Annotated in this window: 12 protein-coding genes; 5 read left to right on the forward strand and 7 right to left on the reverse strand. The window is 33.2% G+C overall.

Annotated features, from left to right (window positions below; all coding sequences use genetic code 11):
- Nucleotides 1-148: 148 nt before the first annotated feature.
- The 3 genes from B4N66_RS12645 to B4N66_RS12655 all read right to left on the reverse strand — a co-directional run bounded on the left by B4N66_RS12645 (nucleotide 149) and on the right by B4N66_RS12655 (nucleotide 3600).
- Nucleotides 149-913 carry a carboxypeptidase-like regulatory domain-containing protein gene (locus B4N66_RS12645; protein WP_291095205.1) on the reverse strand — a complete coding sequence of 255 codons (765 nt, stop codon included), beginning with the start codon at nucleotides 911-913 and terminating at the stop codon, nucleotides 149-151.
- 86 nt (nucleotides 914-999) lie between these two features.
- On the reverse strand, nucleotides 1000-2871 hold the full coding sequence (locus B4N66_RS12650) for a DEAD/DEAH box helicase (protein ID WP_291095206.1): 1872 nt from the start codon (nucleotides 2869-2871) through the stop codon (nucleotides 1000-1002).
- A 150-nt stretch (nucleotides 2872-3021) separates the two neighbouring features.
- Nucleotides 3022-3600, reverse strand: a complete 579-nt coding sequence (locus B4N66_RS12655) for a non-canonical purine NTP diphosphatase (RefSeq protein WP_291095207.1) — start codon at nucleotides 3598-3600, stop codon at nucleotides 3022-3024.
- Between the two features lie 86 nt (nucleotides 3601-3686).
- Here B4N66_RS12655 and B4N66_RS12660 point away from each other — a divergent pair, with 86 nt between their 5' ends.
- The 3 genes from B4N66_RS12660 (at nucleotide 3687) to B4N66_RS12670 (ending at nucleotide 7450) form a co-directional block, all read left to right on the forward strand.
- Nucleotides 3687-4208, forward strand: coding sequence for a GNAT family N-acetyltransferase (locus tag B4N66_RS12660; protein WP_291095208.1), 522 nt, complete (start codon nucleotides 3687-3689; stop codon nucleotides 4206-4208).
- A gap of 21 nt (nucleotides 4209-4229) precedes the next feature.
- Entirely contained in the window at nucleotides 4230-4862 is a 633-nt protein-coding gene (trhA, locus tag B4N66_RS12665; RefSeq protein ID WP_291095209.1) for a PAQR family membrane homeostasis protein TrhA, read from the forward strand.
- A 200-nt stretch (nucleotides 4863-5062) separates the two neighbouring features.
- Nucleotides 5063-7450, forward strand: a complete 2388-nt coding sequence (locus B4N66_RS12670; protein WP_291095210.1) for a hybrid sensor histidine kinase/response regulator — start codon at nucleotides 5063-5065, stop codon at nucleotides 7448-7450.
- Here the strand turns inward: B4N66_RS12670 and B4N66_RS12675 are convergent, their stop codons facing one another.
- Both B4N66_RS12675 and B4N66_RS12680 read right to left on the reverse strand, forming a co-directional pair.
- The gene (locus B4N66_RS12675) at nucleotides 7451-8179 is read right to left on the reverse strand and encodes a hypothetical protein (protein WP_291095211.1); all 729 of its coding nucleotides are present in this window, start codon (nucleotides 8177-8179) and stop codon (nucleotides 7451-7453) included. It lies immediately after the preceding gene.
- Between the two features lie 5 nt (nucleotides 8180-8184).
- Complete coding sequence (locus B4N66_RS12680) at nucleotides 8185-8940, reverse strand: NYN domain-containing protein (RefSeq protein ID WP_291095212.1); 756 nt, start codon at nucleotides 8938-8940, stop codon at nucleotides 8185-8187.
- 166 nt (nucleotides 8941-9106) lie between these two features.
- On the opposite strand from B4N66_RS12680, the gene B4N66_RS12685 reads away from it, so the two are divergent.
- Nucleotides 9107-10366 (forward strand): aminotransferase class I/II-fold pyridoxal phosphate-dependent enzyme, encoded by a 1260-nt coding sequence (locus B4N66_RS12685; RefSeq protein WP_291095213.1) that lies wholly within the window; start codon nucleotides 9107-9109, stop codon nucleotides 10364-10366.
- A gap of 53 nt (nucleotides 10367-10419) precedes the next feature.
- Here the strand turns inward: B4N66_RS12685 and B4N66_RS12690 are convergent, their stop codons facing one another.
- A complete protein-coding gene (locus tag B4N66_RS12690) occupies nucleotides 10420-11538 on the reverse strand; it encodes a GNAT family N-acetyltransferase (protein ID WP_291095214.1) in 1119 nt (372 codons plus the stop codon).
- Nucleotide 11539: 1 nt separating this feature from the next.
- Complete coding sequence (locus B4N66_RS12695) at nucleotides 11540-12502, reverse strand: transporter (protein ID WP_291095215.1); 963 nt, start codon at nucleotides 12500-12502, stop codon at nucleotides 11540-11542.
- A 119-nt stretch (nucleotides 12503-12621) separates the two neighbouring features.
- On the opposite strand from B4N66_RS12695, the gene B4N66_RS12700 reads away from it, so the two are divergent.
- The gene (locus B4N66_RS12700; RefSeq protein ID WP_291095216.1) at nucleotides 12622-12882 is read left to right on the forward strand and encodes a DUF4834 domain-containing protein; all 261 of its coding nucleotides are present in this window, start codon (nucleotides 12622-12624) and stop codon (nucleotides 12880-12882) included.
- Nucleotides 12883-12894: the final 12 nt, after the last annotated feature.

The raw sequence follows: 12894 nt of genomic DNA on the forward strand, positions 1-12894 counted from the left end.
GCGGCATCCTTTTGTGGAGTTTACGGAACAAAAGATAGAGCGGATAGCGGGAAAATGGATGGCTGGAAATGCCCGAGCCATTCGCTTCTTATCCGTTGTCGGTTATCAGTTATCGGTTGACAGACAACGGACAACAGACAACTGAAAACTATTTTCTTTTTAAGATTTTGTATTCTTCGTAGCAATCATTAATTGCATCTAAAACCTGAAGATCGTTGGCGGTTTTGATGAAGGATTCGGAGTAATTACAGCGTTCTAAAATTTCCGGTATTTCTTTTTTGTCGATGCCAAGCATGATGGCAATCGTTTCGCGATCGAATTTGGATTCTAATAGGTTTCGTACCGTATCATCTTTCTTCATTTCTTTTAGCTTACGGAGTTCGCGGGGCTTGTTTCCGAAGAAATTGTAGAGCATGTCGGTAGGATTAAATATTGAGCCAAGTACTCGATTGAATGCATTTGGCGAATATTGTCCGGCTTCGTAGCCATAGTTTAGACCTGAAATTCCGTAACGTTGATTGCTGTTTATAGGAATAAGTTTTGCATCTACTTGAAGGTAGCCGGTTAAATTATAAGGTGTTAAAACTACTTCTTCTAAAGCAATTGCTTTTTCGGTTAGTTTTATTTGTGTATTTTTTGATTTGATCCAGTCGTTTGTAACACGAACACGAATAGATTGAAACCCGATTAACGAAATATGTAGTGTATCGTTGACTTGCACGCTGATTTCGAAAACACCATTGTTGTCTGAGATGCTTCCGCGAACAGAATTCATATTGATAATGTTCACATTTGACAGCGGTTTAGAATCACTATCGTTAAGTACCGTTCCGGATACTTTTTCGGTTCTTTCTTTATCCTGAGCGGTAAGTTGAAAAGCGATAAACAATAAAAAAACTACAAAATATTTCATAAAATGATTTAACGGTTTAAAAGTACTAAATCACAAGAATATATTTTGTAGTTTCTGTATAATTATAAGAAAATTAACAAATGATGTTAGCTTCTTCTTGGTCTTCTGGTTTTTGCAGCTTCAAAAGAACGGCTTGCTGGTCTGTCGCCTTCTGTTCTTCTTGGTCTGTCTGACGATCCGCTTTCTGTTCTTGGTCTGAATCCGCCTTCACGTCTGTCTGATCTTGGAGCTCCGCCACCTTCTTTTCTTGGTCCGAAACCACCGCTGCGTTGTCCTGAGCTTCTTTCTCCTCTGAATCCACCGCCACCACCAGAACTTCTTCCGTTGTGGTCACGTCTTCCGCCACCATCATTTTTAGAAATTTCTACGTTGATTCTGCGACCTTCAATTTCCATTCCGTTAAGAATTCCCATTACTTTATCAGTATGTTCTTCGTCTGTATTAAAGAAAGAGAAACCTTCTTTTACATCTACTTTATACACATCTTCGCGACCTAATTCCAAAGTATCACGCAAGAAATCTTTCAGTTGCATCCAATCAAAATTGTCTCTAGATCCGATGTTTACGAAGTAACGCGTTGCTCCGCTGGTATTTTCTCTTGGTGCTCTTTCTTCACGACGGTCTGAACCGGAAGCTTGTGAAGATAAATCTCTGTTCTTTTTATAGTAATTAATGAAGCGGTTAAATTCAACAGAAACCATTTTCTTAATTAATTCTTCTTTACTTAAACCTTCTAAAACTTCGTTGATTGCCGGAAGATAGTTGTCAATTTCGTGATCTACTTCGGTATCTTTAATTTTAGTAGCTAAGTGTAATAATTGGATTTCGCAGATTTCGATTCCGGAAGGAATTGTTTTTTCTTCAAATTTTTGTTTGATGATTCTTTCGATAGACGAAATTTTACGCAATTCACTTTTCGTTACAATTACGATGGAAGTTCCTAATTTTCCGGCACGACCAGTACGGCCTGAACGGTGATTATAGGTTTCAATTTCATCCGGCAATTGATAGTTTACCACGTGAGTGATGTTATCAACGTCAATTCCACGAGCAGCAACATCGGTCGCAACTAACATTTGAATTTGACGACCACGGAACGATTTCATTACGCCATCTCGTTGAGCTTGCGATAAATCGCCGTGCAAAGCAGCAGCATTGTATCCGTCTTCGATTAATTTTTCGGCAACAGCTTGTGTATCTCTTTTGGTTCTACAAAATACTACCGAAAAGATATCCGGATTGGCATCGGCTAAACGTTTTAACGCTTCATAACGATCACGAGCATTCACTAAATAAAATTCGTGTGAAACTGTAGCAGAACCTGAATTTTTTGTACCCACGGTAATTTCTACCGGATCGTGCATGAATTTTTTGGCAATACGAGAAACTTCAACCGGCATTGTAGCCGAGAATAACCACGTATTTTTTTCGTCAGGAGTTGTTGAAAGAATGCTTACGATGTCTTCGTAGAATCCCATATTCAACATTTCGTCTGCTTCGTCAAGAATACAGTAATTAATTTGAGTGATGTTTACCAACCCTCTGTTAATCATGTCTTGCATTCTTCCTGGGGTTGCCACGATGATTTGTGCACCACGTTTTACTTCTCTGGCTTGTTCGGAGATGCTAGCACCACCATAAACAGCTACTACATTCAGGCCTTTTTCGTACTTGGAGTACAACTTAATTTCGTTCGTAATCTGCAAACAAAGTTCGCGAGTTGGTGATAAAATTAAAGCTTGCGTATTTCTATTGTTCGCATCAATTTTTTGGATTAGCGGGAAACCAAATGCTGCCGTTTTCCCTGTCCCAGTTTGAGCCAACGCAACTAAATCTGTTTCTTGTTCCAATAAGAGGGGAATCGCTTTTTCCTGTACTTCGGTCGGATTTTCAAATCCTAGATCGATAATCGCACGTTGTAGCGACTCACTCAATCCTAATTGTTCAAATTTACTCATAAAATATTTTAAATTGGGTGCAAAGGTACGGTTTTAAAATTACAAAAGCTAATGATGTTAGTGATTGATTTTTAAATAGTTGGGAGAAAAGGATGGGAGATGGAAGAGGGAAGATGGAAGATAAGACAGAAAGTTTGCTTGAAATACAAATTATTTAGTTAAAAACGCAACCAATTTTTCAACTGCTAAACCACGATGACTAATTTTGGATTTTTCGGCAATTGGCATCTCTGCGAAGGTTTTAGAATAGCCGTTTGGTATGAAAATTGGGTCGTAACCAAATCCTTCTGAGCCTATTTTTTTGTTGATGATTTCACCTTTGATTATACCTTCGAATAAGTGTTGATTTCCATCCAAATTTAAACAAATAACGGTTTTGAATTGAGCATTTCTATTTTCTTTATCAGCTAAATTAGCAAGTAATTTATTCATATTGTCATCTGCATTTTTTTGTTCTCCTGCATAACGTGCTGAATAAACACCGGGTTCGCCGTTTAATGCTGCCACTTCCAAACCGGTATCATCGGCAAAACAGGAATAACCATATTTTTCGGTTACATAATTGGCTTTTAGGATAGCATTTCCTTCAATGGTGGGTGCTGTTTCGGGAATATCTTCAAAACAACCAATTTCTTCTAAGCTTAAAATCGTAATTTCATTTGGAAGTAATAACTGAATTTCTTTAATTTTATTTGGATTATTTGAAGCGAAAACAAGTGCAAGTTTCATTTTTTTGTAACTAAATTTGATTTGTAAAAATAGTTCATTTTTTGAAGTTTATTTATAAATTTAAGAGCTTAATTTTTTTGATTTTGATGACAACTAATAGATTTTTACTTAGGCAGTTTACAGACAACGATTTGCAAAACGTTTACAAAGGGCTTTCTCATCCGGAAGTTATCAAGTACTACGGAATTAGTTTTGATTCTTTGGAAGCAACAAAAGAACAGATGAGTTGGTTTTCGCAATTGGAAAAAGACGAAACCGGTATTTGGTGGGCAATTGAATCGATTGAAAATCAAGAATTCTGTGGAGCAATTGGTTTTAATAATTTGAATAAGCAACACAAACGAGCCGAAATTGGTTTTTGGCTACTTCCTGAAAGATGGAAAAAGGGAATTATTTCTGAAGTTTTACCTACAGTTTGTGCTTATGCTTTTGAAAGTCTAGGTTTGCATCGCATTGAAGCTCAAGTTGAAACTGAAAATTTAGCTTGTCAAAACGTCATGAAGAAAAATAAATTTTTATATGAGGGTACGTTAAATGAATGTGAATTTAAAGATGGAAAATACATTAGTTTAGATTTATTTGCTCTATTTAATTCAAAGGATAATTAACTTTTTAGTTAATTTTGTAGTATGTCAAAACGAGAACAAACCCGAAAAGAAGAAATTGTAAATGCCATCACACATGGTATTGGAATTCTATTTTGTCTTGTTGCGATGCCGTTTTTATTAGTTGATTCGTTCAATGAAAATCAATTATCCAATTTTATATCAGTTCTTGCTTTTGGAGTTGGAATGTTGCTGGTTTATACATTTTCTACCTTGTTTCACGCAGTGAAAAACCCCAAAGTAAAAGATATTTTACAAATTGGTGATCACATCAGTATTTACTTTCTAATTGCGGGAACCTATACACCGCTGATGGTTCGTTATTTGCAACCAAAAACGGCAACTGTTTTTTTAGGAATAATGTGGTCAATTGTGGCTATTGGAATCATTTTTAAAATTTTCTTTACTAAAAAATTCAGATTTGTTTCAGTTTTACTCTATTTAGCTTTAGGTTGGATGATAGTTTTTGTAATAGAACCACTCATTCATACCATGCCATTTTCAGTTTTTATGTGGATTTTAATTGGCGGATTGAGTTATACTATCGGTGTTTATTTTTACATGAAAGACCATAAATTTTACTATCACACCATTTGGCATTTTTTCGTTCTTTTTGGAACAATTGCTCATTTTGTTTCTATTTATTTAAGTGTTTAAGTGTTGAATTTCTTCTATTATCCTCTTAATTTTTCTACTTCAACAATAGTTAAATATAATTCCTTTATTATTTTTTATGTTTATACTTGTGTAGTTTCTATGTCAGGTAGTTAAGTTTTATTTAAAAATTTATTTCAAAAAATAAAACCAAACTAATTTAATTGTCGTAAATAGAGTACCAATAAAACTAAATACACAAAATGAAACATAATTACGAAGCCCCATCGTTTTCAGTTTTCTGTGCTTTATCCTTCCTTTTTATAGTAAGTACTTTTCATGTAAATGCACAATTTGTTATTAAAGACAATAGTTTTTCGGATGAAATTTCTTTACATCCTTACGCAAAAATTGCCAACTTAGAACAAAATAAGCGAACAGTTGAGCAAATTATTCTTGATGAAAAATTAGTTTTCGAAACTTTACCAAACGAAAACACTGATTTAGGTTTTACCAATAATAATTATTGGATAAAATTTGATATTCACAATGAAACCGATACCGAAAAAACATACTTTTTAGAAGCTTGCCGGCCAATTGTTGATGTTGCCGAATTTTATACCATTGATGAAAAAGGAAATATCTCAAAACAAATTAGCGGAGATGCAATTCCGTTCAAGGAGAGAAGTTTAAAAAACAGAAAAATTCTCTTTAAAATCACGCTTCAGCCAAATTCTGATTATTCCTATTTTCTTCATCTCAAAAGTGATGGTGAAGTAATTAATGCCGGAATCATACTCAGAACAATGGATAATTTGATTCAAACCCTGTCTTTTGAACAAGTTATTTTCGGAATTTTCTACGGTATTCTTCTCATTGCAGCCATAATTTATATGTTCTTCTTTTTCGCAATGAAAGAACGTAGTTTCTTGTATTACAGCTTATATGTTGTTTTTATTGGAATGCTGCAATTTTCATTAGATGGTTATTTCTATCAGTTATTTTCTCCAAATTCGGGTTGGCTTTGTTTAAATGCGGTTATTTTATCTGCTTGTATTGCTAATTTTTTCCTTGGAAGATATGCTCAAGTTTTTCTTCAAATAAGAAAGTATAGCAAATTTATAAACAATGCATTCTATGTTGTTTTTATTTTAGATTTCATTCTTTTAATTTCATTATTCATACATCCAAAAGCATTAGAAATTTCCTATCCAATAGCCAATATTTTAGGGTTGTTTTTGCTTATTTTGATTATTTCTTCAGTAGTTGTAATTTATAGCAAAACAAGAAAAATTGATAAATTTTTCGTGATTGGTATTTTCTTTTTAGTAGCTGGTTTTGTAGTGTTTATTCTAAAGAATTTCAGTATTCTTCCGGTTACGTTTATGACCGAAAACGGATCAAAATTAGGAACCGGAATGGAAGTTATTTTCCTTTCGCTTTCTATGGCAAATTTAATCAGAAAACTGCGTGACGAACGAGAGGAATTGCAAGTGGTAGCTCTTCAAAAATCGGAAGAAATGAACGAAATGAAGTCCTATTTTCTTTCGAACATTAGCCACGAACTTCGCACACCTTTGAATGCCATTTTGAATTTATCCAAAGAAATTTCCAAAGATTCTAAAGACGAAAACATTCAGAAAAACAGTTTATTAATCAAAGATTCATCCTATAGTTTGTTGAGTTCTGTAAACGATATTTTAGATTTTTCTAAAATAGAAAAAGGCGAATTAAAATTAGATTTAGAAGAATTTAGTCCAAAACCATTGCTTGAACATTTAGCAAAAAACATGGTGTACCGAGCTAAAAATCAAGGTCTCGGATTTAATTTAGACATTTCTCCTGATTTGCCCGAAATGATTTTAGGTGATAAAATGCGTTTGACACAAATGATCAACAATGTGTTGAGCAATGCATTAAAGTTTACAACGCACGGTTTTGTAACTTTCAAAGTGGAGTGTAAGCAAAAGAAAGGGAATACTGTTGATTTGATTTTTACAATCGCAGACACCGGCGTAGGCATTCCAAAAGAAAAAATGAATTCGATATTTGAGTCATTTACACAAGAAAGTATCAACAATAAACGAAAATTCGGCGGTTTAGGTCTAGGACTTTACATCGTAAAAACTTTGGCCGATTTGCACAATGGTAAAGTTGATTTACAAAGTATTTTGGACCAAGGAACTGTTTGCAAAATCACTTTAGAATACAAAACCATTGCAGTAGAAAAACAACAAATTCCTGTTGTTGAAGTGGCTGATTATGATTTAAAAGGCAAAAATATTCTTGTGGTAGAAGACAACGCCATGAACCAAATGGTCATTAAAATGATTACCAAAAAGTGGTTAAATACCACTGTCGTTTTCGCCAATAACGGTCAAGAAGGCGTTACGGCTTTACAAGAAAATCACTTCGATTTGATTCTAATGGATTTACAAATGCCGGTTATGGATGGCTATGAAGCCACGATTGCCATCAGAAATGGTGCTGCGGGCGATGAGAAAAAAAATATTCCAATTATCGCCTTAACCGCCGATGTAATGGAAACAACAAAAGAACGTGTAATGGAAATCGGCATGAACAAGTACATGTCTAAACCCGTTGATAAAGAGTTATTATATAAAAATATTGCAGAATTAGTTGGTGTTTAATCAATCTTGATTAATTCGCCTTTTTATTCTTGGGAGAATAATTTGTGCATTTTTATTAAATGCATCAAGCATTCCTTTTTTATTTCTGATGACAAGCACTTGTTGCATGGCAATTCTATTTTTAAAATCAGCACTTTGAAGATAGGCAAGATATTCGTTTTTTTTAATTCTTTCTTGATGACTCAAATAAAACCAATCGTAATTTTCTTTCCAATTCTTTAAGTTTTCACGAACATCATCTTTAGAATACTCGTTGATAACATTCATCAATTCATCCATTTGATTATAAAAAGTAAGAATGTCTGTAGAAAGTGAATCTTTGATTTTATTTTCACTTTCCACATAACTTTCTAACATTTTGAAACCTTTGTTTTTAAATTTATGTGGATTGTGCATACCAACCAAATTGGCACATACTTCGCAAGAAATATAATCTTCGTTTGTCATTTTTCCGGATAGAATTCTGTTGTAAATGCTATCTAAATAAGTAAAACTTTCATTCGATTGATGAATAGTTAAAGTATCACTAATCATCTCTTCTTCAATTATTTTAAAGATAGATGATTGTAGATTTTTTTGCTTTCTCTTTTCATTATAATTATTAATGTTTACCGCAATCAGAATTCCAATAACAACTAAAATAATTTCTCCAACTCCATATTTTAAGTAGTTCAAAAATTTACCTTCTTTGAGTTGGTTGAAACGAATTTTTCTGAAAAATTTAAGCATAAAATCTATTTTAACCGGACATAAACATGTTTAATTCCTTTTTTATCTGATTCGCGTTCGTGAATTTCTAACAAATGTGTAAGCGATTTCATTAGCGGAGTTAGTTTTGTAAAGCCAAAATTTCTTGGATCGAATTCTGGTTTTTTCTTCACAATCAGATTTCCAACGTCACCCAAAAATGCCCATCCGTCATCATCTGCAATGTCTTCAATACTTGATTCGATAATATCGATGGTTTCCACATCAATTTTTGTAAATATTCTTTCTTCTTTCTTTTTATCAGTCGAAGTTGCAGTAGTTTTTTTCTTTTTTGCACCTTCTAACACTTCAATAAATATAAATCGGTCGCAAGCACTAATAAATGGTTTTGGCGTTTTTTGTTCCCCAATGCCAATTACTTTCATGCCCGATTCTCTTAATCTAATAGCTAATCTCGTAAAATCACTATCACTTGAAACAATGCAAAAACCGTCTAATTTTCCGGAATACAACAAATCCATTGCATCAATAATCAAAGCCGAATCCGAAGAGTTTTTTCCTGTCGTATAACCATATTGTTGAATTGGCGTAATGGCATTTTCCAACAAAACACCTTTCCAACCGTTTGCATTCGGGCGAGTCCAGTCGGCATAAATTCGTTTTGTTGTGGGTGTTCCGTATTTTGCAATTTCTTCCATCATACCTTTAATATTGCTAAACGGAACATTATCGGCATCAATCAAAACAGCTAATTTTAAATCATTATCGTCGTGTTTACTCATAAAAATCGAATTATAAAATCAAATATACAGATATTAACACATTCTCATTACACTTTTTTTGAATAAAATAAAAGTTGATATCAATTCAAAATCATTCTACAAAAAATATTATGAAAGTAGATTTGAAATCCTTATTTTTGCCACGTTTTTTAACACACAAAAAATCATGGTAAAAGATTTATTCGAAAGAATTCAGAACAATAAAGGTCCACTAGGAAAATGGGCATCTCAAGCAGAAGGTTACTTTGTTTTTCCAAAATTAGAAGGCGAACTTGGACCAAGAATGCAATTTCAAGGTAAAAATATTTTAAATTGGAGCTTAAACGATTATCTAGGGTTAGCAAATCATCCTGAAGTTCGTCAGGCAGATATTGATGCGGCTAAGCAATATGGTGCAGCTTATCCAATGGGAGCCAGAATGATGAGCGGGCATACTGATGCTCATGAACAATTAGAGAATGAATTGGCTGCTTTTGTAATGAAAGAATCAGCTTATTTATTGAATTTTGGTTACCAAGGAATTATGTCAACCATTGATGCTTTGGTTACTAAAAACGATATTATTGTTTATGATGTAGATGCACATGCTTGTATTATTGATGGTGTTCGTTTACACATGGGAAAACGTTTTACTTACCGTCATAACGATTTGGAAAGTATGGAGAAAAACCTTCAACGTGCTACCAAAATGGCAGAAGAAACGGGTGGAGGAATTCTTTTTATTACCGAAGGTGTTTTTGGAATGCGTGGTCAACAAGGAAAGTTGAAAGAAATTGTTGCCATGAAAGAAAAATACAATTTCCGTTTATTAGTTGATGATGCTCACGGTTTTGGAACGTTAGGAAAAACTGGAGCAGGAGCAGGCGAGGAGCAAGGTTGCCAAGACGGAATTGATGTTTATTTTTCAACTTTCGCCAAATCAATGGCTAGTATCGGAGCATTTATTGCTGCGGATAAAGACATAATTGATTATTTAAAATATAATTTACGTTCGCAAATGTTTGCAAAAGCATTACCAATGATTCAAACGGTTGGAGCTTTAAAACGTTTGGAATTATTGCGAAATCACCCTGAATTAAAAGATAAATTGTGGGAAAACGTAAATGCTTTACAATCAGGTTTACGTGAAAGAAACTTTAACATTGGTGATACAAACACTTGTGTTACACCGGTTTATTTAGAAGGAAGTGTGCCGGAAGCAATGGTGATGGTGAATGATTTAAGAGAAAACTACGGTATTTTCTTGTCTATCGTAATTTATCCGGTAATACCTAAAGGAATAATTTTGTTGCGAATGATTCCAACTTCTTCTCACACTATTGATGATATTAATGAAACACTTACTGCTTTTGAAGCAATTCGTGAAAAATTAGAAAACGGAATTTATAAAAAGATTGCAGACGCTACTACGGTAGATGTTTCTTAAATTTTTATAATAACTATAAATAATAAACCACTCTTTTACGAGTGGTTTTGTTTTTATAAATCGATTCGGTATGTTCTTCGTTTTCGGTCAACCACCGAGTTAAAATTTTTCCATAAATTATGAATGGCATTGTTTTCTTCTAATTCGGGAGTTCTGTTGCATTGTGTGATACCTTTTTCTTTAAAAACACGATAGTATTCTCTAAAAACAAGTGCTGTTACTCCTTTGTTTTGGTACTCAGGATCAATACCAATGAGATAAAACAAAACTTCTTTACTGTGTTTTTTGGCTTTCAGAAGATGATAAAACCCAAATGGAAATAAACGACCATTTGCTTTTTGTAAAGCTTCAGAAAAACCGGGCATTACAATACTGAAAGCAACCATTTTATCGTTTTTATCTACCACAAATAAAATATATTCAGGATTAACAAACGGAATGTATTTCTTTTTAAAATATTCCTTTTGCCTTTCTGAAACAGCAACAAAAGAAGCTAGTTTTTCATAACTTGAATTAAACAAATCAAACATTTTGTCAACATACGGAAGAATGTCTTTTGTGTTTGTAAACGTGATTGTTCTTAATTCGTATCGCTTTTGAATCAATTCACTTGCTTTCATGAAAGTATCCGGATTTACATTTGAAAACGAAAATACACTTTCAAAATATTCCTTCTCTCTCACATAGCCCAGCTGCTCTAAATGATCTTTGTAATAAGGATAATTATACCATGTAATCATCGACCCTAAACGATCAAAACCTTCGGTTAAAACCCCTACTTTGTCAAGGTTTGAAAACCCCATCGGACCTTCAACATATTCTAAGTTGTTTTTTCTGCCTAATTCATATACTTTCTCCAACAGGGCTCTAGTCACTTCAACATCATCAATCACATCCCACCAACCAAAACGCACTTTTCTTTTTTGCTGATTATTAACTTCTTCCCAATTGATAATGGCAGCAATTCGTCCAACAATTTTATTTTCTCGGTAAGCTAAATAAAAATAAGCTTCAGCATTATCAAAAGCCGGATTTTCTTGTTTGTTAAATGTTTCTAATTCATCCGAAATTAAAGGAGGAACCCAATAAGGATGATTTTTGTATAACGAAAATGGAAACTTAACATAATCAGTAAGCAGTTTTTTTGAATTTGCTTCAATAATTTGTATCATATTATTCTCCTCCTTCAACTTCATCAACACGTTTTTTCTTATCTTTTTTATCTTTTTTCTTTTTATCTACTCTTTTTCCCCCATCTTCTTCGCGTTCCATTTTTACTGGTTTATGTTTTTTATCAAATCGCCAAGAAACACCAACTCCACCATATAAAATATCGGGAGTATCTTTAAAGTTTTTACTGATGGAAGCATCTACTTGCAAGTTGTTTTGAATTAAATAAGCAGAACCAATTCTAAAAATACTATCCGAATAATAATCGCCTTTTATCCCTTGATTTTCAATAAATCCAGACCATTTTTGATTGAATCCTCGAGTTAATGTTAAAATGTAACCTAGTGATTTGTAATCAGTTGTGAATTTGTCATAAAAAATATTTGTCACTAAAACCCATCGTGTTCCAAAATGGTTTTGGGCAATAATCATTACTTTCGGACTCATGCTTGGTTCATTGACATACGCATAATCTTCGTTGGCAAAACCAAAATTCATACCCACATAAACACCTACAGCAGGAATAAATTGTTTCCATTTAAAACGGTGATTGGCTTTCCAACTTAATAAATTTGGTTTGTCTTCACCTTTTTTAAACGGATCATAGACTAGATATTTAGCCCCAAAAGTCGTACTTCTAAATCCGCTTCTAGACGTTTCAACCAAAGGAGAATAATATTTATCATATTGGTATTTGAAATTTCCAATTACTTCCAATTGTTCAAAAAGGAATCCGTATCGAACATCTAAATCAACTCCAAATCCATTTGAATTATAACGAGAAAGGTTATGGTCTTCTCTAATTCCATATAGACCACTTTCCATTTGAAAAACATTTTTTCCAACCGAAAATGCGGCCATCGAAAGTCCGGGACGATTAGAATTTATCATATCTGTGTGCTGAGCCAATAAGCTGGAAAAGCTTAAGACGAATGCAAATTGTAGTAAATTTTGAATTTTTTTCATGGTAGTAATGAGGTTGAATTACTGATTAGAAACCAAAAATAAGACTTTTTATTATTTATTTAAGATTGTTAGTTTAATTTTGATTGACGTATTTCTTATTTTTACCAAAAATATTAATTATGCAAACAGCATCAGTTCCGGGATTTATCAGAACAATTTTAATTATTGTTGGAATTTACTATGCTTTTAAGATTTTAGCTCGTTTATTAATGCCTTTCTTGTTAAGAAAAATGGTTCAAAAAGCCGAACAAAATTTTAAGCAACAAATGAATAATCCAAATCAAAATACAACGCAATCACAAAATTCAACTGCTTCATTTGAAAAACCAAAATCTAAAAAGCAAGTTGGAGAATACATCGATTATGAAGAAGTAGATTAGAATGATTACTTT

The organism is Flavobacterium sp. UBA2787, assembly GCA_002352205.1.
Lineage (GTDB): Bacteria > Bacteroidota > Bacteroidia > Flavobacteriales > Flavobacteriaceae > Flavobacterium.